At 48.9% G+C, this 23,065-nt stretch carries 16 protein-coding genes; 5 read left to right on the top strand and 11 right to left on the bottom strand.

What is annotated here, in order from left to right; translation table 11 throughout:
- Nucleotides 1–11: 11 nt before the first annotated feature.
- The 4 genes from ACEW9O_RS03635 to ACEW9O_RS03620 all read right to left on the bottom strand — a co-directional run bounded on the left by ACEW9O_RS03635 (nt 12) and on the right by ACEW9O_RS03620 (nt 7,376).
- Nucleotides 12–1,817 (bottom strand): acyl-CoA dehydrogenase, encoded by a 1,806-nt coding sequence (locus ACEW9O_RS03635; protein WP_373548764.1) that lies wholly within the window; start codon nt 1,815–1,817, stop codon nt 12–14.
- Between the two features lie 127 nt (nt 1,818–1,944).
- A complete protein-coding gene (locus ACEW9O_RS03630) occupies nt 1,945–3,915 on the bottom strand; it encodes a hypothetical protein (protein ID WP_373548763.1) in 1,971 nt (656 codons plus the stop codon).
- An 18-nt stretch (nt 3,916–3,933) separates the two neighbouring features.
- Entirely contained in the window at nt 3,934–4,692 is a 759-nt protein-coding gene (locus tag ACEW9O_RS03625; protein WP_373548762.1) for a hypothetical protein, read from the bottom strand.
- Nucleotides 4,693–4,928: 236 nt separating this feature from the next.
- Nucleotides 4,929–7,376 (bottom strand): heavy metal translocating P-type ATPase, encoded by a 2,448-nt coding sequence (locus ACEW9O_RS03620; RefSeq protein WP_373548761.1) that lies wholly within the window; start codon nt 7,374–7,376, stop codon nt 4,929–4,931.
- 190 nt (nt 7,377–7,566) lie between these two features.
- Between ACEW9O_RS03620 and ACEW9O_RS03615 the strand changes: the two genes are divergently transcribed.
- The gene (locus ACEW9O_RS03615) at nt 7,567–8,835 is read left to right on the top strand and encodes a sugar MFS transporter (protein ID WP_373548760.1); all 1,269 of its coding nucleotides are present in this window, start codon (nt 7,567–7,569) and stop codon (nt 8,833–8,835) included.
- A gap of 129 nt (nt 8,836–8,964) precedes the next feature.
- Here the strand turns inward: ACEW9O_RS03615 and ACEW9O_RS03610 are convergent, their stop codons facing one another.
- On the bottom strand, nt 8,965–9,561 hold the full coding sequence (locus ACEW9O_RS03610) for a tetratricopeptide repeat protein (protein ID WP_373548759.1): 597 nt from the start codon (nt 9,559–9,561) through the stop codon (nt 8,965–8,967).
- A gap of 153 nt (nt 9,562–9,714) precedes the next feature.
- Between ACEW9O_RS03610 and ACEW9O_RS03605 the strand changes: the two genes are divergently transcribed.
- Both ACEW9O_RS03605 and ACEW9O_RS03600 read left to right on the top strand, forming a co-directional pair.
- Nucleotides 9,715–12,966, top strand: coding sequence for an amidohydrolase family protein (locus tag ACEW9O_RS03605; RefSeq protein WP_373548758.1), 3,252 nt, complete (start codon nt 9,715–9,717; stop codon nt 12,964–12,966).
- A gap of 167 nt (nt 12,967–13,133) precedes the next feature.
- A complete protein-coding gene (locus ACEW9O_RS03600; protein WP_373548757.1) occupies nt 13,134–13,526 on the top strand; it encodes a DUF4260 domain-containing protein in 393 nt (130 codons plus the stop codon).
- A gap of 140 nt (nt 13,527–13,666) precedes the next feature.
- Here the strand turns inward: ACEW9O_RS03600 and ACEW9O_RS03595 are convergent, their stop codons facing one another.
- The 6 genes from ACEW9O_RS03595 to ACEW9O_RS03570 form a co-directional block, all read right to left on the bottom strand.
- A complete protein-coding gene (locus ACEW9O_RS03595; protein WP_373548756.1) occupies nt 13,667–14,203 on the bottom strand; it encodes a hypothetical protein in 537 nt (178 codons plus the stop codon).
- A 12-nt stretch (nt 14,204–14,215) separates the two neighbouring features.
- On the bottom strand, nt 14,216–15,433 hold the full coding sequence (locus ACEW9O_RS03590) for a trans-acting enoyl reductase family protein (protein WP_373548755.1): 1,218 nt from the start codon (nt 15,431–15,433) through the stop codon (nt 14,216–14,218).
- A gap of 24 nt (nt 15,434–15,457) precedes the next feature.
- A complete protein-coding gene (locus tag ACEW9O_RS03585; RefSeq protein WP_373548754.1) occupies nt 15,458–18,091 on the bottom strand; it encodes a DEAD/DEAH box helicase in 2,634 nt (877 codons plus the stop codon).
- 75 nt (nt 18,092–18,166) lie between these two features.
- Nucleotides 18,167–19,336: a galactokinase gene (galK, locus tag ACEW9O_RS03580; RefSeq protein WP_373548753.1), complete on the bottom strand. Its 1,170-nt coding sequence runs from the start codon at nt 19,334–19,336 to the stop codon at nt 18,167–18,169.
- Between the two features lie 220 nt (nt 19,337–19,556).
- A complete protein-coding gene (locus ACEW9O_RS03575; RefSeq protein WP_373548752.1) occupies nt 19,557–20,048 on the bottom strand; it encodes a cohesin domain-containing protein in 492 nt (163 codons plus the stop codon).
- Between the two features lie 88 nt (nt 20,049–20,136).
- Nucleotides 20,137–20,628 (bottom strand): phosphoribosyltransferase family protein, encoded by a 492-nt coding sequence (locus ACEW9O_RS03570; protein WP_373548751.1) that lies wholly within the window; start codon nt 20,626–20,628, stop codon nt 20,137–20,139.
- 165 nt (nt 20,629–20,793) lie between these two features.
- On the opposite strand from ACEW9O_RS03570, the gene ACEW9O_RS03565 reads away from it, so the two are divergent.
- Complete coding sequence (locus ACEW9O_RS03565) at nt 20,794–22,119, top strand: 4Fe-4S dicluster domain-containing protein (protein WP_373548750.1); 1,326 nt, start codon at nt 20,794–20,796, stop codon at nt 22,117–22,119.
- Between the two features lie 65 nt (nt 22,120–22,184).
- A complete protein-coding gene (locus tag ACEW9O_RS03560) occupies nt 22,185–22,967 on the top strand; it encodes a (Fe-S)-binding protein (RefSeq protein WP_373548749.1) in 783 nt (260 codons plus the stop codon).
- Nucleotides 22,968–23,065 lie beyond the last annotated feature (98 nt).

The raw sequence follows: 23,065 nt of genomic DNA, 5'->3' as shown, positions 1-23,065 counted from the left end.
TAGGGTCGCCCCTACACCAACATATCGGGGGTGGTATCCATGGTCACCCTCACCTGACTGTTCAAACGGATCTTCATACCCACCATTTTCGGCAATTCATACTCAAAAAAGAAACTAAAGGCCTGAAGCTTGCCCTCATAGAAATTTTTATCTCCCTGAGCAGGGTTTTGCGCCAGCCCTTTTTCTGCGGCAACCGCTTGTTTCAACCACATCCAGGCGATGATCATGGTGCTGAAATATTCGAGGTACAAGGTGGCATCGGCCAGAAAAACCTCTGGGCTTTCTGTACGGGCCAATTGGAACAGATTCAGGGTAGTTTCTTGCAAACTAGCCCCGGTTTTCATGAGTTGTTCAGCATAGGGTTTCAACCTTGCGCTGGGCAGTGCTGCTTCAATCACACTTTGCATTTCTTGGCTCAGCAATTGCAGTCCTTTACCATTTTCCATGGTCAGTTTGCGGCCCAGCAGGTCCATGCCGTGGATGGTGGTCGTGCCTTCGTAAATGGAGTTGACCCGGATGTCGCGGTAGTGCTGCTCCAGCGGAAAATCATCGGTGTAACCCGCACCACCCAATACCTGCATCCCTTGACTGACCGATTGTACTCCCATCTCGGAAGGGTAAGATTTGGCGATAGGAGTCAACAACTCCAGCAACAAATGGGCATTGCTGGCTTCCTCACCCTGAGCACGATGAGCGAGATCGCCGTACAAGCTGCATTGTAAAAGTAGCGCAATGCTGCCTTCTGTAATAGCTTTCTGAAACAAGAGCATCCGCCGCACATCCGCGTGCTCAATGATCAACACTGGTGGCTGGCTACTGTCTTTGTTGGAAGGATGACGGCCCTGCGGGCGTTCATGGGCATATTTCAAGGAAGCATAAAAGGCTGCGGAAGCGGTTGCCGCAGCTACCATTCCGGTGCCAATGCGGGCTTCGTTCATCATCTGGAACATGTAGCGCAACCCTTGATTGGGCTGACCTACCAGATAACCCCGACAATCGTCTTGCTGTTCACCCAACATCAAATGCGCAGCAACGTAACCCTTTTGGCCCATTTTGCCATAAATGCCCGCGGTTGTGACATCGTTGAAAACCAATTGCCCATTTTCCGGGCGGTATTTAGGCACAACAAACAAAGAAATACCCTTGGTGCCTGCTGGTGCCCCTTTGATCCTGGCGAGGAGCAGGTGCACTACATTGTCCACTGCATTGTGGTCGCCACCGGAAATGTAGATTTTTTGGCCCTTGATTGTATAATATTCGCCATCGTTGACGGGTTCAGCGCTGGAACTGAGGTCGGATAAGGAACTTCCCGCTTGCGGTTCAGTCATCGCCATGGTACCTTGCCATTGGCCGCTGTAGAGTTGGGGAATATACGTTTCGTTCAACGCGGCTGACCCAAAAGTGCGAATCAAATTGGCTGCCCCGGTGGTAAGAAAAGCATTACAGGCAATATTGGCATTGGCCGCGTGAAAAATGAGCGTAGCCGCATTGAGCACGGTATAAGGCATCTGCTGGCCACCGGCCTCAAAATCTTCGTGGGCATTGATCCAACCCCCTTCGGCCAGTGCCTGAATGGCGGGCTTCATACAGGGATGTACATGTACTACGCCGTCTTCGTAACGTGCTTTCTCCTTGTCCATGACGCGGTAAAAAGGAAAGAGGTATTGGTCGCTAATTTGTTTGGCGGCTTCAAGCGTCATGTCAATGGCCTCACGATCGTATGCCTCAAAGTGTTCGATTTTTTGGAGCTGGGTGACATCAAGCACTTCATGGAGCATGAAGTGGAGGTTTCGGGAACTGATGTATTGTTCAAGCATGGTGCTATGGGTTGATCATTAGCGAAATTTCGCTACAAAGCGCAAGATATTGCACTTGAAATTAAATGCTTGAAAAATATTTTACTCAGTTAAAAAATTCTTGTTACTTTATTTTTAACAAAAAGCTTTACTTCACTAAGCTACAAATGCCCTTTGGCAACTCCAGCTCCCCAAAATGCACCCTGATCCGCCCATTTTTACTCATCGTGTAAAATTTCCCAAAGCCCAGCGAGTCCGCACTCAGCCGAATACTTTGAAATTCTTGCAATTCCCGGCCGTATTGGATTTTAAAATCGTAGCGCTCACCCAACCGTAGCGGTAAATTGGCTAGCAAAGTCCCAGCGTTGAGGTCGCCCAGTTTTTTATAAGGCATTTCCATTCCCGTGTTGCAAGCACTGCGGTAAAAAATGGGTAGGGTAGGGCGGATGGCAGGCTGGTAAGTGCCCCCACAAGCGGCATTCAGACTCAGGTCAACGCTAGATAAAATGCTGCTACTGCTCGGGCGTACGCGCAACAAAGCTCCCTGGTTGAGCACTTCACAAACGGGAAAACTGCGGGTGCTGCTGCGCAACTGACAGCCTTCTTCGTAATAAAAAATAAACTGGGCCTGGGTGCCATAAAAACCACCCGGTGTGAACAAAGGATTTCGTGGATAGGCTACCTGTATATTATTGATGCCTTTGTTCAAACGCATAAAGCGATACCCGCTACTGCTGCCAATTTGGTAGTACAACCAGCCTTCGGTTGCCTCATCGGCGTTAACCGAAATGGGAATATTGTTTTTTTCTTGAAAACTGTATTCTGAACAAATAGGCAAGGGTTGAATGACAAATACACTGACCTGCGGTTGGAAATTCACGTCAGCAAAAACTGTGCTGTCTTGTTGTAGAAAATAACTCCGGGTTTGCTCCCGTACGCTGCGCACCAGAGCGTCCATATCAAAACCTTGACCCGAGCGGCAACTGGGAAAAACCTGCATGAAATTCAGATTGGCTTTGCTCGTGTAGAGATACCGGACTGGAGTAGTCCCGCGATAATACACCCCCTTCAGCGTATCGGGCATATCGGCTTGTACCTGGATAAAAACCTGACAAAGTTCCGAAATTTTTTCTTCCGGCCACAGTTCCATAAAACCCAGTGCCCAGCGACCTGTGTAGACCAGAGGCATGCTGGCTTCCAGTTTGCCATTGCGGTTGCTAACTGTGGCAAAGGCTTTGGCTTGCCAGATTCCCTCATCTGGATTTTGCCAAAACGCGGGAATCAAATCCCCCGTTTTGATTTTAGCCTGCGTCAATGGATTGTATAAATCAGGACTGATCGGAATGCTCAATTGGGCCGGGAAACTCAAACGATCGGCTGACTCACTACCGGACTTTACCTGAAAATCAATCAAACTAACCGGATTGAGGTTGAGTTTGCCCAAACTACCATCGGCTTTGCGGAATGGTGCCCGAATCAAAGTGGACTCCAGGTAGTTTTTATTCGCTGGGGTGCCGGGCATCGCCATAAGTTTGAGGGCCAAGGTGCCAGTAATGCTGGCCTGGCCTTCCCGGAACTCCACATAAGGGTCGATGCGCAAGCTGGCTTGTTGATTGGGTGTACTAAAAGTCAGGCTGGAATTGCGTTCTGAGGACAGGGTTTTTTCCAACACATCTATATGTGCCGAGGCCCGCATTGGGCGCATCCAAACCGTCGCCAGTTGCCCCAAGGTATCGTTGAGCAGGTATTCTTCTTCCACGGTTAAATAACCAGAGCCCTGAAAGCGGAAACGTACTTTGCGTGGTGCACTTTCGCTGGGCGCTTCCCGTTTGAGCGTACCCAGGGTGAGGAGCCCTCCTTGGATTTGTAAGGTTTTGCTGCCGCTGTTGGAGTACAAATTCGAAAAATCGCTGCTGATTAGTTCCAAATTAACGCCATCCGCGGGCTCGCCAGTCAGTTCATCCAGGATTTGTAGGGTCAGGGGTTGGTGCAATACCCCGGTACTTACCTCGAATTGGAGGCCGTCCAACGTATCGTCTTTGAGCTGATCCAGGGCTTTTTCACAAGCGCTGCAGCAAAATAAGCTGAGCAATAGGATGTAAAAATTGCGGTATTTCATGGGAGGGATGGTCTTTTTTTATAAAAATCGCACGCCAACGCGGAGGTTCACGGCGGGCCAAATGCGCTTGTTCTGCAGGTTGTTTTGTAGGCTTTGGCGGTTGTTTTCATTTGTTTCAAGCAAGCCAGTAGCCTGAAGATCGGTGCTGGGTTTGCCCCGAAAATAAGCGCCTGCATCCAAACCCACGCTTAAACGCCGCCAAGGCACCATCCGGCCCAAACCTACCCCCAGATAAGGCGATGCAAAACGTCCATAACGAAGGCTGGCGTCAATTTGGCCCATTTCTTCCGGGGCAATTTTTACTTCGTTGAACTGGACAGAGTCTCGCAGTATAAAAGTTCCATTGATGCGATTGCCAGGGTGGATGGCTAATCCAACTACTGCTCTTACTTGCTCATGCAGCACCGCATAATCAACCATGATTTCTGCGGAATGCTGACGGATTTTCCCAGCAAACAGCCAGGTATTGTCGCTTAGGCCAAAATTGCCCAAATCAAACGCTTGTTGACCAAAACTGCCTTGCAGATAATTCAAACCTGCCCGCAGGTGCCAGGAAGGCCGCACCCGAAAGGCTATGTCTGCTCCTGCGCCCTTGGTGCCGAGGCTTACGCCCAGCGCATATTGCCACTCGCGGAAACGAATCAAACCCTTTTTTACCGGAGCTTCCTGTGCAAAAATAGGGGAGAGGTAGCCCGACAAAAGCAGGGCCAGGACAACAATTGGTAATTGAAAAATGGGGGAAAGTAGGGGCTTTCCATTTTTTAATCGGTTGTTCATGGGACAATGAATTGTGATTTTCCGGGTCGTTCAACACGCCGGAATCAGTAAAATCCAGTAAAACAAATGGAATGGTAAGTAGATGTATGCCCCTAAAAATGAAAGATTGTTCAAAAATAGTAATATTTCTTGGAAAGGAGATAGTGGGTGGGAAAAAATAGTTGAGAAGCTTGAATTACGATCTCCGGCACTTCGGCTCCGCTCAGTGACCGGAGCTCGTAATTCAAGCTTCTCAACTATTTACTCAATACCCTCGCCGCCAACCAATTGCTCGCAATCGTCCCAAAAATAACAATCGTAATCGAGCTCAACGGCATCAAAATGGCGGCAACTACAGGCGACAAGGCACCCTGAACGGCGAAACTCAATCCTACGATATTGTACAAAAGGGCCAGACTATACGCCCCAAATACCAAGACCACACTCTTACGCGCATAATCGATATAAGCAGGCAAACGGTGAAAACGATCGGCACTCAGAATCGCATCGGAAGCCGGCGTAAAATTGGCGGTATCCTCGGTGATGGCGATACCTGCATCCGCCTGGCGGAGCGCCCCGGCGTCGTTGAGTCCATCACCCAGCATGAGTACCCGGTGGCCTTCGTTTTGGAGTTCTTGAATGAATTGAAGTTTGTCTTTGGGGCTTTGGCGGAAATGCATGTTGCCGCGCTCTTTAAAAATGGGCGCCAACAATTCAGCTTCCCGATCATTGTCGCCGCTTAACAAATAGACTTCGCCGAGGCTTTGGAAATACTGCAGCGTTTCGATGGCCTGGGGCCGTAAGAAGTGCTCCAATACGAAGTATCCCTTTACCTCATTATTGATTTGGACGTAAACTCCTTCACCGTCCAAATTTGGATTCAGGAGTGCTTCGTCCATAAAGTTTCGAGAACCCAGTTTGATTTTGCGGTGCCCGACCAAAGCCTCAACACCCTTACCAATCGTTTCCTGGAAATCACCAATCGGGTAGTTCGTCTCTTCATTGATTTCTTTGGACAACTCTACATGGATGAGTTTGCTAGCCGGGTGATTGTTCTGACCACTTAATACTATGATCAATTGTTTTTCCGTAGCAGTCAATGGTTCACCTACAAACTGCACGGTGCTGGATTGCCCAGAAGTAATTGTCCCCGTTTTATCCACCACAATGGTATCAATGCGGTAAAGGGCTTCAATGGCATTGGTATTTTTGAGGAAAAAATTGTAGCGCCCCAAAATGCGTAATGCGTTGCCGAGCGTAAAGGGTACTGCCAGTGCCCCGGCGCAAGGACAAGCTACAATCAATACAGCTGTAAAAGCATTGATGGCAATACCCGTATCGCGGGGCAACCAATAAATCAAAGTGCCAAAACCAACCAATAAAATAGCGGTGGTAAAATACCTACTCACCTTGTTGGCCAGTACGCTCGCCTGACTTTCCTGTTTTTTGTTGAACGCATCTTCATTCCAAAGCTGGGTGAGGTAACTTTGGCTGACTTTTTTGCTCAAACCCAACTCAACCACCCCGCCCATTTGACGGCCACCTGCGAATACTTTTTCCCCAGCCGGAATGCGTACTGGTTCGGCTTCACCCGTCACAAAACTATAGTCGATGTTGGCTTCTCCTCGCAGGATGATGGCGTCGGCAGGGATCAATTCTCCGTTGCGGACGTAGATGATGTCGCCAGCGTCCAGTTTGTCGAGGGCAACGGATTGCTCGGTTTGGCCCACTTTTTTGCGGGCCGAAATGGGGAAATAGGACTTGTAGTCGCGTTCAAAAGAGATGTGGTGATAAGTGCGCTGCTGAAACCATTTGCCAATCAGCAAGAAAAAAATCAAACCCGCCAGGCTATCCATGTAGCCCGCTCCGGTATGGCTCAGGATCTCATACACACTGCGTAAAAAAAGTACGGCAGCCCCGAGGGCCAGGGGTACATCGATGTTGAGTTGCGCCCGTTTTAAACTTTGATAAGCGGAGCGAAAATAATCTTGGGCGCTGAAAAAGATCACGGGGAGTGACAAGAGGATATTGAGCAGGCCAAAATATTTGACAAAACCGGTTTCTGTGAGCTGATTCAATCCCAGGTATTCGGGAAAACTTAGTAGCATGATGTTGCCAAAAGCAAAGCCAGCTACGCCAATTTTATAAGCAAACCCACGGTTGATGACTGGGCGGGTATTTTCATCCAGGCTTCCGAGGTTGATGGCTGGAGCATAGCCTATGCTGGCCAGGGTTTCGGCGATTTTGCGCAGGCTGGTTTGTGTTTCGGAAAAAACGAGGTGCAACTCTCGCTTCAAAAAATTGACTTGTGAGGTATGAATGCCATCGGTCAGTTTGTACAGGTTTTCCAACAACCAAATGCAGGAAGCGCAATGAATTTGGGGCAAAAACAAGGTGATCCGGCTCGTTTTGCCATCGCTGAATTGCACCAGCCTTTTGAGTACTTCGGGGTCGTCCAAAAAAGCATATTCTTCTTTACGTTTGCCGCGCAGGCTGATCCCGGCGGTTTCGTCGATGCTGTAATATTGGCACAAGCCATTGGTATTCAGGATTTCGTATACGGTACGGCAACCTTCACAACAAAAGTTTTTTTCATCAAATGGGATGGGGGCGCTGGGTAGAGGCTCACTGCAATGGTAACATTGGGTGTGCTGGTCTACACGTACTTTTCCGGCACTTGATCTTAGGGTGGTATTCGCCGTCATTGATGACTGTTTTCTGATTGTTAAACTGCTTGTAAAAGTACCCGTGCCCAAAATAGAGGGGGCTGATTTTTGTCACCCCTTTGAGATGATAAAATTGTGAAAATCTGGTGCAGACCAAAGGGGATTTGTTCTACTGTGAAATTTTTTTTACTACCTTCGGAGCTATTCCTCACCTAACCTTTTAAAACGTATGAGTTCAAGCACTACTCAGAAAGCAGGCAATTACTTCACGTCAATGCTGATCATTGGGGTACTGTTCTTCATCTTTGGATTTGTCACCTGGCTCAATGGAACCCTGATTCCGTTTCTCAAGCTGGCTTGTGAGCTGAAGACAGATACTCAAGCCTTTTTTGTCACCTCGGCCTTTTACATGGCTTACTTTTTTCTGGCCATTCCCTCCTCCGGCATTTTGCAACGCACCGGTTTTAAAAACGGGATGGCGCTTGGACTCCTGGTCATGGCAGTGGGATCGCTGATTTTTATTCCTGCCGCCAATGCCCGTAGTTTTACTTTGTTTCTCACTGGGTTGTTCGTACAAGGTGCAGGGTTGTCGCTCTTACAAACGGCTTCCAATCCCTACATCAGCATCATTGGCCCCATTGAAAGTGCGGCGCAACGCATCAGCTTCATGGGGATTTGTAATAAGATAGCGGGAGCACTTAGTCCACTTATTCTGGGCGCAATTGTGCTAAAAAACGCCTCCAAGCTCGAAGCAGATGTAGTCGCAGCCCAAGACGAATTGCAAAAAGCTGCCCTGCTGGACGAATTGGCCCAAAGGGTGATCATGCCTTATGCAGTCATGGCGGTAATTCTGGTGATCTTGGCCCTCTGGATTCGCAGATCAGCGTTGCCTGATATCGACATGGATGGTGAAGAAGTTACTGATGCCAAAAGCGCTAGCAAAACCAGCGTATTCCAGTACCCACACTTGCTCCTCGGGGCACTCTGTATTTTCACCTACGTGGGCGCGGAAGTGATGGCAGGGGATGTGATTGGTACTTATGGCAAAAACCTGGGCTTCTCCCTGGATCAAGCCAAATACTTCACTTCATTCACCCTGATTGCTATGTTGGCAGGGTACATCATTGGTATCATCGCCATTCCAAAATACATCTCTCAGGAAAGCAGCTTGAAGTACGCCGCCATTTTGGGGGTTGTGTTTACTGTTGCCGCATTTTTGACTAAGGGGCAAACCTCCGTGACGTTTATTGCGCTGCTGGGATTAGCCAACGCTCCGATGTGGCCAGCTATTTTCCCATTGGGCATCAATGGCTTGGGTAAGTTCACCAAGATTGGTTCGGCCATCATGATCATGGGTATTGCAGGCGGTGCGATCATTCCTTTGATTTACGGGGAGTTGTCGAAGAGTATGGGCTTCCAGATGGCCTTTATGGTGACGATGCTGCCTTGTTATTTGTACGTGTTGTATTTTGCGATGCGGGGGCATCGGGCGGGGTAGGCAGTACCTCAAAGTTTTCTAAAGCGGCATTTTATTTAGCACAAAGAAAAATAAAGAGGGCACAAAGGGCACAAAGTTAGACGTTGACGACGCTTCGCTTGGGTTCTTTGTGCTGCCTTTTTCATTGTTTTACCCCTTCAACAATGCCTTATCATACTTCTTAAACCCACTCTCAAAAAATCCATCAAAGGCATCGTGCAGGCGCAAATACGCCAACATATCGTGGTTGAGGATCATCTCGGTATTCTGTAAGTTGTTCGCCACTGCTTTTTTCAAGCTTTCAAAACCCTCCAGCGGCTTTTCCAGCACCGAGTAGGCGCAGGCCATGTGGAAATAAATCTCAGGGTCTTCATCATTTTCTTTCAGCGCTTTTTCTAAATCTTCCAGGGCTTCGTTGAGTTGATAATTTTTGAGCTTTTGAACCCCCAGTTGTTTGGCTTTGTTGGTGTTTTTTGGCATAAATCCATACCCAACGCGCAGGTCACTAACCACCAGCTTGTCATTGCGGCGCAAATCCAGCAAAACTTGCATATTGGCGTCTACCTTGGTCGTCAGGACGAATTTTACCTTTTTACCTTTTTCCAGGACGGTGAATGAATGATCGATGCCCCAAACCGAGGATTTTTTGGAAACAACCTGCCCTTTGACAATTACGGTTTCTTCTCCCATCCAGTTGTTGTGGAATTCGATGGTGGTTGCTTCTGAGGTGATTTTTTGGTATTGCATTGGAAGAATTAGAAATGCTTATGAATGATATATGTTGTTACAAAAATAGACAAATTCAAGAATTACACTAAAATTCAGACAAGCTCTTAGGTTAAAACTGCATAATTTGTAAGTTTACGACTCATCACTACAAAACCAAATAAGCCAGATTGTATGAAAATTTATACAGTGCTCGGGGCCTTGATCTTGTTTGCCCTCAAGCTTTCAACTACCCACGCGCAGGACGCCAAAAAATGGGACGTCAACAACCCGCCTGGCACCTACAAAACCGTTTCCTTCAGCACCAACGAAGGCACCTGGATGAACCTCGATGTTTCCCCCGATGGCAAAGAAATTGCTTTTGACCTCCTGGGCGACATCTACATCTTACCCATCCAGGGAGGCGAAGCACGAGTGCTGCGCCCTGGCCACGCCTTTGAAGTGCAGCCCCGTTTTAGCCCCGATGGCAAAAAAATCCTCTTCACCTCCGATGCCGGTGGCGGCGACAATGCCTGGGTGATGGATCATGACGGCAAAAATGCCCGCCAGATCACCAAAGAAGACTTCCGACTGGTCAACAATAGTGTGTGGACTCCCGATGGCGAATACATCATCACCCGCAAACACTTCACCTCTTCGCGCTCCCTGGGCGCTGGCGAGTTGTGGATGTACCACCTGAGTGGCGGCAAGGGCATTCAGCTCACCCCCCGCAAAAACGACCAGCAAGACCTCAACGAGCCCAGTGCTTCCCCTGATGGCCGCTACGTGTACTACAGTGAAGACATTTACCCAGGAGGTTTTTTTCAATACAACAAAGACCCCAACAACCAGATTTTTGCGATCAAACAATTCGATCGGGAAACTGGTAAAATGGAAACCATCACCGGTGGTGCAGGCGGCGCGGTGCGCCCACAAGTATCGCGCAATGGAAAATTACTGGCTTATGTACGGCGGGTGCGCACCCAATCGGTGTTGTACATCCGCAATCTGGAAACTGGCCGTGAATGGCCGATTTACCACAAGTTGTCCAAAGACCAACAGGAATCCTGGACCATCTTTGGTTGTTATCCTGGTTTTGCCTGGTCGCCCGATGACCAGTCCATCATCGTTTGGGCCAATGGGAAAATCAATAAAGTGGATGTGAATGGCTTCAATCAGTCGGTGGAGATTCCTTTCACTTGTAAAGTCAACCAACGGATATACGATGCGGTTCGGTTCAAACAGGCCCTGAATCCCGCCAACTTTGACGCTAAAGTCATCCGCAACGCGGTGACCGCCCCGAATGGCAAATATGTGGTGTTCAACGCGGTCGGTTACCTGTGGAAAAAAGACCTGCCCTCGGGCACTCCGCAACGTTTGACCAAAGGCTCGGATTTTGAATTCGAACCCACCTTTTCGCCAGATGGCAAGTCGCTGGTTTTTGTGACCCACAATGACAGCACTTCTGGCACCCTGCAACGCCTGCAATTGGACGGGAATACCCCCAGCAAGTTGAGTTCCGATCCAGGCAATTACCGCAATCCGGCCTATTCAAACGATGGCCAAATGCTGGTGTTTCGAAAAGACGGTTCCAGTTCCGCCATGGGCCCAGCCAATACCGCCAAACCAGGCATCTATGTGATAAAGGCCAGCGGTGGCCCCGCTACTTTTGTAAAAGCTCAGGGCGAAGATCCCCGTTTCAACCTCAAAGGTGATCGCCTCTATTACAACGCGGGCACCATGATGGCCAGCTGCAAATTGGATGGTTCCGACGAACGGATTCATGTGCGCAGTACTTACGGCAGCCAATTCACCCTCTCGCCAGATGAAAAATGGATCGCTTTTGTGGATTTGCACAAGGTGTACATCGCCGCTTTTCCTCATTCCGGAACGACGCTCAACCTGGGCAGCAGCACGGCTGATTTTCCCGTCAGACAAGTGGCCAAAGACGCGGGCATCAACCTGCATTGGAGCGCGGATAGCAAGTCCTTGTCCTATACCCTCGGCAACCAATACTTCAATATTCCACTGGAAGACCGCTTTGAATTCATCGCGGGTAAACCGGATTCTAGCTTCAAAATGCCTGAAAAAGGCATAGATATTGGTTTAAAAGTGGCCATGGACAAACCTACCGGAGTGATTGCCTTCACCAACGCCCGCATCATCACGATGAAAGGGGAGCAGGTAATTGAAAAAGGGACAATTTTGGTGGAAGGCAACATCATCAAAGCAGTGGGAACTACATCGGCGGTAACCATTCCTAAAGACGCCAAGATCATCAATTGTGCGGGCAAAACGATCATGCCGGGGATGATTGACGCCCACGCTCACCCTGGCCATTTTAACTCGGGTTTGACGCCACAAAAATACTGGCCTTATTACGTGAACCTGGCTTACGGCGTCACTACCGTACACGACCCATCGGCGAACACCGAATGGGTTTTTGCGATGAGTGAACTACAAAAAACGGGTGCGATTGCCGGGCCGCGGGTATTCTCTACCGGGACCATCCTCTACGGAGCAGAAGGCAATTTTAAAGCGGTGGTCAACAATCTGGAAGATGCGCGTAGTGCCATTCGCCGCACCAAAGTGTTTGGGGCTTTTTCGGTAAAAAGTTACAACCAACCGCGCCGGGAACAACGCCAAATGATCCTGCAAGCAGCCCGGGAACTGGAAATGGAAGTAGTGCCCGAAGGTGGCTCTTTCTTTTACCACAACTTGTCGATGATCCTGGACGGGCACACCACCCTGGAGCACAACCTGCCCATCCACGTGCTGCACAACGACGTGATCCAGCTTTGGAAACAGTCCAATACGGCCTACACGCCTACCTTGATCGTGGCCTATGGCGCGGTCACTGGCGAATATTACTGGTACCAGCACAGCAACGTTTGGGAAAAACAACGCTTGCTGACTTACACACCGCGCAGTGTGATTGACACCCGCAGCCGCTACCGCACCATGATTCCCGAAGAGGAATACGAAAAAGGGCATATCCTGATCTCCCAGCAGTTGAAAAAACTGATGGATGTCGGCGTGAAAGTCAACATGGGCGCACACGGTCAACTCAACGGACTCGGTGCCCACTGGGAAACCTGGATGATGGCCCAAGGCGGCATGAGCAACCACCAGGCGCTGAAAACCGCCACCATCAATCCGGCGCTCAGCCTGGGTTTGGATGATCACATCGGCTCCCTGGAAGTGGGCAAACTGGCCGACTTGTTGGTGTTGGACAAAAATCCGCTGGAGAGCATTCAAAATACCGAATTCATCCGCTACACGATGGTCAATGGCCGCTTGTACGATGCCGAGTCGATGAACGAGGTGGGCAATCAGCCGAAGAAGCGCAGCAAATTTTTCTGGGAGTTAAACAAAAATGCGCAATACGAGCCGCTGCTGCATGAGGAGACTGAGAGTGTTGGGCGGTGTTTGTGTGGGAGACATTAAGGAGTGAAGAGTGAAGAGTGAAAAGTGAAGAGTGAAAAGTGAAGAGTGAAAAGTGAAGAGCACACTATTTATTTTTCACTTTTCACTTTCTTGATTTATGTCAAGCGGACTCCCCCCAATCCCCTCCATCTTTGTGTCATTCAATTAACACACAAAAATCGAGTGCGATGAAAAATTTGTTGAAAGGAGAAGAATTCGCTTTGTTGCTGTTGTTTTCAGTTGTTTATTTTCAGTACCTGCAAGGCGGCTGGGGTTTGTACCTGGGCCTATTTTTTTTACCCGACCTAGCTTTTTTCTTGTATTTGATCAACCCCAAATGGGGCGCGATTGGCTACAATTTTATGCACCACAAGGGCGTCATGGCGTTGGTAATCCTGCTGGGTTTGTACCTGCATAACGACTTTTTTACCCAGATTGGCCTAATCTTTATGGCGCACAGCAGTTTTGACCGGGTGGCGGGTTATGGTCTGAAATATTTTGACAGTTTTGACCACACTCATCTGGGCTGGATCGGAAAAAGTAAAGGGAAAAATGAGACCCAGAAAGAAGTGTCATTTTAAGGAACGATGAAGAAATAAATGGCACATTTAAACGCAGCTATTTTGAGCTTAGTCAACTATCTTTTGAGGCGAATAGCAAGCCTATTTAACGAAAAAGATAGGATGAATAAGGGCAAAAGAGCAAAGTGAAAATGGGGTAGTTATTTTTTTATCGTTCCTAAAGGTAGGTCCATTTCGTGGTAAAGGCGATCGATCAATTGGGTGTATTCCATCGGGTTCTGGATCGACACCAGAGGAATGTCCTTTCCCTCACTGGATACCCGGATCAGGTAAAAAGGCTCAAACAGGAAGCTTTCGTACTGCTTGGAATAGATGTGGCTTGGGTTGCTAATGATGGTATGTTCTTCAGGGAAATCCAAAATGTCTTGATCCAGGCGGATATCCCGGCTTTTGTAAATGCTGATTGCTTTTTGTTCAAAATCAAAAACGACCGTATTGTCCCAACGCAAAGGGTAATCTGGGAAAAACAAAATGCTGATGGCGATACAACAAAGCAAAACCTGGAGGATAGTCGTCACCTTGCCCCAGTTGAAGGGCGAAAGGATCGGCTCACCAGAGCTGAGTTGTAGGTAAAAGAAGAGTACCACCGCCAAGCAAAAGGGAACAACTTTAGACAAAAAGCGCATCCAAAGCCCTTTGGTATCTGAGGTCAATACGATTTGCTTTTTATTCGTCATTGGGTTGGGCATTTATTTCAACTCAAAACTCAAGCCGGCGTTTTTTACCAATCGTTCCAACAGTACGTCGCCCATCGCGGTAGATGGGGTCAATAGGCCAAAATTTTCAGGTAAAGTAGCTCCATCTTTGGCCAAACACACCGCACATTCGGCCAGCATTTTGGAGGTAGAACCATAACCAGGGTCCCGATCGCCTTTGACGCTGGCGGTCACAATCTGCCCATCTGGCAACTGGCCAAAGAGTAGGAAATAAAAGAATCCAGCTTCACGAGCAGCGGGACTGGGGCCTTCCCCTGGTTTGGGCATGCGACTCAGCAGGAGTTTGTAGAGTAGGCTACCGGGTTTGGCAGCCATGACTAAACCCAGGCCCAGGAGAATCATCCATGCATTGAATCGCCCTTTGAGTCCTCGTCCACTCAGCATCGCTTCTTCGTAAGTGAAGTTGAGGCCGTACGGAAAACCCAGCAAAGCGTGACTGCGGCGCACGACCCGGGTATTGATGCTCGCCATGATGAAGGGCGCAATCCAGGATTTGGCTACCGGATCGTAAACGACCTTTTGTAAGTCAGCCACATCAGGTCCTGGGAATTCTGGATCAGGATTCAGCGTGTAGGGGCGGGCAATGCTACGTGCATAAGCCCGATCCTTGCGGGCTTGTTGCAAAATGCCTAGCATGCTGTAAAAAGTACCTCCGCTCAGACCTCCTTTGGCTGCTTTCAAACGCATACCGATGTGGCGGGCGTATTGGCCGTATTGTTCGTGGATATTTTTTTGCAAAAAATAAACCCCCATATCCGAAGGGATGGAGTCGAAACCGCAGCAATGCACAATTTTGAGCTGTTTTTGCGCTGCCTCGATGTGATGTCGATCGATCATTTGGCGCACCCAGCCCGCTTCGCCGCAAAGGTCGCAGTAATGGGTGCCCGTTTCTACACAGGCTTCTACCAGCAAGCTACCGTATTGGGAATAAGGCCCGACGGTGGTGCAAATGACCTGGCCTTGGGTGGTCATGGCCAACAAGGAGTTTTTGTCAAAACCATCGGCCAGGATGATTGGGATATGGGGTAGACCTAATTCGTTGAGGACACTTTTCAATTTTTCCTCATTCCGCCCGGCTACCGCCCAACGTAAATCTTGGCCTTGGTACTGTCGTCCCAGATATTCGGCAACCAGCCGTCCGGTAAAGCCGGACGCACCCCAAAGAATAATGTCGTAAGGACGATTGTGCATAGGTTATTGTTAATTTTTGAAAAATTACTTACCCAATCCCCCAAACAGCGCCCCCAATACTTGCAAGGCATTGCTCACCACTTCCTGATTTTGCACTGGAATTTTCAAAAAGGTTTGCCCCGTTGCTTCGTCTTTTTGCACCAATGAATTCACCAATTCTGCGGTTTTTTCAGGGCTGGCGAGGGTTTGACTCAAGCCGCTTAAAAAACTGACGCCCATGCTGACCAATGCTTGTGGGGAGGAGGGAGGGGCCAGCTCTCCGGCACTGGCGCCATTTCCTGGAGTATTACCGCCATTCCCTCCACCACCTCCAGCCGCTGATTGGCGTTGTGGGCTTGGACTTGTTTTAGGACTACTTTCTTTTGGATTATTGCTGGAACTGCTGCGCTTGGGCTCTTCCTTTTGGCTTGGTGTAGCAACAGGAGTAGCACTTTCTTCTTCTAACAATTCAGTATTGTCTTCATATTCCGGCACTGGCTGCTCCTCCACTTTACCCGCGCCGATCAATTCCTCCGTATCCTCCACCGGGCTGATGGCGTCCACTTCTGCTTCGGCATCGATGCGCTGGGTGAGGTTTTCGACTGAGTTCATAAATTCCTTGAAGCGGTCTTCACCGAGGAAGATGTTTTCTTCCCCATTGTCCAGTACCCCGGCAGCCATGGAGGCTTTAAACTTAAGGGTATCGAGCAAGCGGTGCTCCAAGGTAGCAATCGAGACCAGGTTGATGACATTCACCCGCCGTTCCTGGCCCATGCGGTAAATGCGACCAATGCGTTGCTCCAGCACCGCTGGATTCCAGGGCACATCCAGATTGATGAGCAAGGAAGCCGATTGCAGATTGAGTCCCACTCCGCCCGCATCGGTGGACAAAAAGACCCGGCATTCGGGCGTATCGTTGAAGCGGATCAGCATCTTGCCTCGTTCTTCACTACTGATGCCGCCGTGCAGGCTTTCAAAAGGAATTTCGCGCTCCTGGAGTTCCTGAGCGACCAGACGGGTCATGCGTTCCCACTGGCTGAAGACCACTACTTTTACCTCATCATCTACCAGTGCTTCTTCCAGGATGCACATCAATTCATCAATCTTGGTATCGTGCCGGGTTTTTTGATCGACCACAAAGGTGCTGGCGCAGCACATTTTCATCAGGTTCATAAAAGTCAAAAGGCGTCGCCGGTCTTGTTCGTTCAAAAAATGGAAACGTTGCCACTTGGCCACCAATTTGGCCACTTCATCGGCATAGGCCCGGTGCATGTCATTTTGCTCTTTGGTCATGGGCACAAAGAGATTTTTGTCCATCCGTTCGGGCAATTGTTTGAGCACGTCTTTTTTAAGGCGACGCACCATTACGGGTTGCAAAGCCCGGTTGACAGCGCCCAAATCCTGATAACCCACTACCCGGCCATTTTCGGTTTTGACCTGATGGCGTTCCAAAAAGCTGTACAGCGGCCCGAGTGCATAGGGATCCACAAACTGCACGATGGAATACAACTCTTCAATTTTATTCTCCAGTGGCGTGCCCGTGAGCACAAAACGGTAACGGATGTTGAGTGACTTGACGGCGCGGGAAATTTTGGTGTTCCAGTTTTTGATGCGTTGCGCTTCGTCCAGGATGATCAAATCGGGGGCGAGGATGCTATTGATAAGGCGGGCATCCTGCACTACAACATTGTACGTAATGATTTTGAAAAAACTCTGGTCGTTTTCGTACTGTGCTTTGCGCTTGTGCTGCAAACCTTCGATGACCAGGGCGCTGGCACCCGTGAATTTTTCAATTTCAGTTTTCCACTGGTACTTGAGCGAAGTTGGGCAAACGATCAAAGCGCTGCCGATGCGGTGTTCTTGTCGGAGCAATTCGGCTGCACCAAGGGCTTGAACGGTTTTGCCCAAACCCATTTCATCGGCGATCAGGCAACGTCCGGTTTTGGAGGCAAAAAGCACTCCTTCCTTTTGATAAGGGAAAAGTTCAACTTTGAGTAGGTTTTTGAAATACGCTTCGCTGTGTTGCGCAATTTCTGCTACCCGGCGTTCACGACTTTGATCTTCTCTTTGTTTCAAAATGTATTCCAGGGCATCCTCATAACAACGCAAATCAGGCTGAATAGCGCGGGCTTTTTCCAGGAAGTGTTCAAAATCCAGATAAGCATTTGGGTACATTACGCCGTGCTCGTCAAAGTAGTTTTTGGCCAGCGCTTCTAGTTCCGTCTGCGCTTCAGTGCCAATCCGCAGGCGAATGCTGCGCTGGTCATCGTAATGCAGATATACCGAGGAATAAGCACGAGCAGGCGGCGTTTTGAAGTATTTTTTAGTGCCTCGTTTATTGTGGAGGTGGCGGAATGTCCATTCGATGTGTTTGCAAGTGCCGAGGTTGCTGGTTTTGAAATCGGGACAAGAGCAGAAATTCAAACCAATGTCCTTGCTGCGAATGGCGACTTTGTAGGTGCTTTCGTAGGTGGGGTTGGACACCTGAAAGTCGCTATAAACGGGGTGATCGCCTTCATTGACAATGAAATAGCTTTGCGTTTCAGCAAACTGGCGGCGCAGGGCAATTTGCCATTTTTTGGTTTCTAGTTTATCCGGTCTTTTATGGTAAGGAACGGTTTCTGGTTTTTTCTTTTTGCTTTTCCCTGTGGCGCTCTTTTTGTTTTGGGCTTTGGCCATGACGAAGTGGTTTTGACATCAATCAAAAAACGAAAAATAGGAAATTTTTCACACTATTGAATGATGTCCGCCGCTTTATGCTTGAACTTTTGCGCCATCGCCAGTCACCACCATGTACATTCCCAATTTGTGCCCCATCGCCTCCTGGTAGGCTTTGGCCAAACGTTCATTCAAGCCTTCAATGGCATCCTGGTGTACAATATTGATCGTACAACCGCCAAAGCCGCCGCCCATCATGCGTGCGCCCAATACGCTGGATTCATCCCGCGTGGCATCCGCCAGAAAATCCAGTTCAGGGCAACTCACCTGGTACAAGTGGCGCAAGCCCTCGTGGGTGGCATACATTTTGAGGCCAAAGGCGGCTAGGTCTCCATTTTTTAGGTCTTCACAAGCGGCCAGGGTGCGCTGGATTTCTTCGGTAACATAAAGACAGCGATCGTAAACTTCTTTGGGCAGACGGCTGCGATTGGCTTGTACCATCGCAATGGGTACATCGCGCAGTGCCTTGAAATTCGGGTTGTAGTGTTTTTGGAAAAAACGCAACCCGGTTTCACACTCCGACCGACGGGTGTTGTAAGCTGAATCGGCCAGAGAGTGTTTGACTCCGGTATCAAACAATACAATTTTATAGTCACCCAATTCGATGGGGAAGTATTCAAAACTCAAATCGCGACAATCCAGGCGAATGACGTGGTTAACTTTGCCGTGCAGACTGGCAAACATGTCCATGATGCCACACTTCACCCCGATGAACTCGTTTTCGGCGCGCTGGGCCAAAAGCGCCATTTTCCAACGGCTCAAACCCAAGTCGTACAGTTCATTCAGCGCAAAAATCACCGCCGATTCCAGTGCGGCGGAGGAAGACATGCCTGAACCGATCGGTACATCACCAACAACCACACAATCAAAAGCAGGAATGGGTTTGCCCAATTTCTGAGCCTGATCCACTACGCCCAGGATGTAATTGGCCCAGCCGACGGAATTGATGGTGATGTTTTGAAAATCAATGGTCACAAATTCGGAGAAATCCAGGGAAATCCATTTGCCATGGGTGCTTCCACTGGGGGAGATGGCGATGTATGCAGCTTTGTCGATTGCGGCTGGTAAGACAAACCCATCGTTGTAATCGGTGTGTTCACCAATGAGATTGACCCGGCCAGGGGAGCTGACTACCAGGGGTTTACGCGAAAAATGATGCTGAAAGCTGTTCTCAACTTGTACGTGAAGAGGTGCAAAGGATGACATTGTTTTTGTTTTTGGTTTGTGTGGTAGTTTCACTGAGGTTAGAAGACTGAAGCGACATATTTTCACAAAGGACACAGAGGCAGCACAAAGGACACAAAGTTAGACGTTGACGGTCTTTGTGCCCTTTGTGCTGCCTCTGTGTCCTTTGTGCTTAAAAATGTCGCTTTGGTGATTTCCGGAAAACCAGCGTAACAGACTTAATCCGTGAAAGTTAACCTATTTATTTTACACTTACCGATCCATTCACCACCGAAACCTTCGCCAACTGCTCCTTGCTGTTGACCGCCTCGTATGGAGTAGGTGTAGGAGAAAAAGCAATGCTGCTGGTGCTGCCCGCTTTACCTTTGACCGTAAAACAAACCTGATACATCGCTGCGCCATTGGCCAAATCAGCACCTTTGAGGTTATTTTCAATCCAAACCACGGTCAGGAACCCTTTTTTTATGCCAATTGTCCCAAAATTGTCCTTGGTCAAGAAGGGCAATTTAAAGCCCTGCACCCCGGTGTATTCCAGTACTTTGGGATCCCAACGCAGAGTGTATTGGGTAGACAACATCTTGATGAAATTATCCGCGCTGATGTTGATACAAACCTTGGTGCCCGGAGCAGCCGTTTTTTTCTCTGCCTTTAAGGTGATCGCGCTGGATTGGGCAAAATTCACTCCAGCAAAAGCCAGGAAAATCAGGGTAATTAAAATGTTCTTGAAGTACATATTCATGGAAAGTTTTGTCAAAAAACGAAAATAGAACTTGGATATTTCACTAGAAGTTCTGTTCATAAAGTCTTGTTCATAAAGTCTACTATTCCAGGAAAGCGGACATTTCGCCCTCGCCGATTTCAACCAGGATGTTTTCCTTTAGCGTAGTCGCTAAAGAAAGGCCTACGTAATCGACTCGAACTGGAAAAGATTTATGGGTGCGATCGACCAATACGGCGATTTCCAGTTTTTTGGGTAAGGTTTCGAGAATGGGCTTGCAAGCGTACAATAAGGTACGCCCGGAACTGGCCACATCATCCACCACAATAATGGCTTTGCCTGCCAACTCGGCAATTGGCAAATCGATTTCCACCGGTTTTTCCATTGGCGCTGCCGGATTGAGGCGAATATTGGTGAGGAGAATCGGCAACTTGCTGATCTTCTGGATCCGTTCGGCCAGCATCTTCGCCAGAGCCATGCCCCGACCGTTGACGCCCGCCAGAATAAGCCCTTCTTCCTCAATGTTGTGCTCCAGGATTTCGATCGCCAATCGGCTTACCTTTTGCTCAATCTGCTTGTGCTCCAGAATTTTCATGCAGAAATGTTTAATAAGTGCCAATAATTATGATCGCGCACTTACAGTTCCTATTTTGCATCAAAATTAATTCATCCTGTCGGGAATTTTGGAAAAAAATGTCAGGATTTCATTTCCTTTACTTAGCGAAAATTCGCTAATTTTGAGCCAACAGAACATACATCGATGATACAACAAGTCCTTTTTGTGTTGATAGCCGGAGCCTCCATGGGGTACGCTGCCTTGCAGTTCCTCAAAATCCGCCGGAACATCAAGCTGGGTAAAGACGATTCCATCAGTGGCAACAGCGCCGAACGCTGGCGCAATGTACTGCTGATCGCTCTGGGCCAAAAAAAGATGTTCAGCCGCATGATTCCTGCGGTGTTGCACCTCTTTATTTATGTGGCTTTTGTGATTACCCAGGTGGAGTTGCTCGAAATTTTTGTAGATGGCATCACTGGACAACACCGGGTGTTTTGGCCGCTTCTGGGCGGTTTTTACACTTTTGTGATCAGTTTTATTGAGATTTTATCGGTACTGGCTCTGGTGGCGACGATCGCTTTTTTGGCCCGGCGCAACATCCTACGCCTGCCGCGGTTTCACAAACCAGAGATGAAAGGTTGGCCGTTTAAAGACGCCAATTACATCCTTTTTCTTGAGCTTGCCCTCATCTTCTTTATCTTTTTGATGAACAGCGCCGATATGGCCCGCCATCAAAATGAATATGGATTTGTGGTGAGCCAGTTTTTGTCGCCAATATTGGATGGCACGGGTGCTGGTACCTTGCATTTGTTGGAGCGCATCGGTTGGTGGGGGCATATCCTGGTGGTATTTGCCTTTTTGAATTACCTGCCTTTTTCCAAACACTTGCACGTCATCTTGGCTTTTCCGAACACCTACTTTGCCAATTTGCAACCACGTGGTGAAATGGAAAACATGCCCGAGGTGATGAATGAGGTGAAAAACATGTTGGGTTTACCGGTCGAAAATACGGGTGCTGAAGTCAACATGGAGAACCTGGAATTTGGGGCCAACGATGTTTTTTCTCTTTCCTGGAAAAATGTGTTGGATGCGTATAGCTGCACCGAATGTGGACGTTGTACCTCCGTTTGTCCGGCCAACCTGACGGGTAAAAAACTCTCGCCGCGCAAAATCGTGATGGACATTCGCGACCGTGCAGACGAAATTGGCAAAAAGCTCGACAGCAAAGATGTGCAATACGCCAAAGACAAATCGCAAGCCCTCAGTGCCGGCAACTTCGAGGATGGCCGTAGCCTTTTCGACTACATCAGCCGCGAGGAAATCCACGCCTGCACCACTTGTAATGCCTGTGTGGAAGCTTGCCCGGTGCTGATCAATCCCTTGGAGCCCATCCTGAAATTGCGCCGTTACGAAATACTCAGCCTCTCCGAAGGTCCTTCGGAATGGCTGCCGATGTTCAACAGCATGGAAAACAACGGAGCCGTTTGGGCGATGTCGGTTGAACGGGAAGCGTGGAAACAAGAATTATAAATGATGAATGATGAATGATGAATGCCTAAGTGGGATTCATCATTTATCATTCATAATTCATCATTATGAAGGTTTACACTATGGCCGAGATGGCCGCCGAAGGCCGCGAGCCGGAAATATTGTTTTGGGTAGGTTGTGCGGGGAGTTTTGATGCCCGGGCGCAGAAGGTGACCAAGGCTTTTTGCCAGATTTTGGATGCCGTGGGGATGCCCTTTGCCATTCTGGGCAATGAAGAGATGTGTACGGGCGACCCCGCTCGGCGGGCGGGCAACGAATTTGTATTCCAGATGCTGGCCCTGCAAAACGTACAAACCCTGAACGGCTATAATGTCAAAAAAATAGTGACGGCTTGTCCGCACTGTTTCAATACCTTGAAGAACGAATACCCGGCTTTGGGGGGCAACTACGAAGTGGTGCACCATAGTCAACTTTTGCAGGAACTGATCAACACAGGTCGGATCAAAATGCAGGAGGGGGGAACTTTTAAGGGTAAAAAAATCACCTACCACGATTCCTGTTACATGGGGCGAGTGAATGGGGTGTACGAAGCACCGCGCAGCGTATTGGCTTCCCTGGATGCCCAGTTGGTGGAAATGAAACGTTGCAAAACCAATGGGTTGTGCTGTGGAGCGGGCGGTGCTCAGATGTTCAAGGAAGACGAACCCGGTGAAAAACGCATCAACCTGGAGCGGGCCGAAGAAGCCCTGGCTACCGGAGCGGGCGTGATTGCCGCCAATTGCCCTTTCTGCCTGACCATGATACAAGATGGGGTCAAAGCCAAAGACAAGCAGGATGACGTGATGGTGTATGATTTGGCGGAATTGATTGTGGATAGTATGGTTAGATAAATGGTTGAGGGAGGTTGAGAAGGTTGAGGCTACCGCAGCGACTTTGCACCTCGGCTCCGCTCGGTGACCGAGCCGCTGCGGCAGCCTCAACCTTCTCA

Source organism: Haliscomenobacter sp., assembly GCF_041740695.1.
In the GTDB taxonomy this organism is placed as follows: domain Bacteria; phylum Bacteroidota; class Bacteroidia; order Chitinophagales; family Saprospiraceae; genus Haliscomenobacter.
This window is presented reverse-complemented; position numbering and strand designations above follow the sequence as displayed.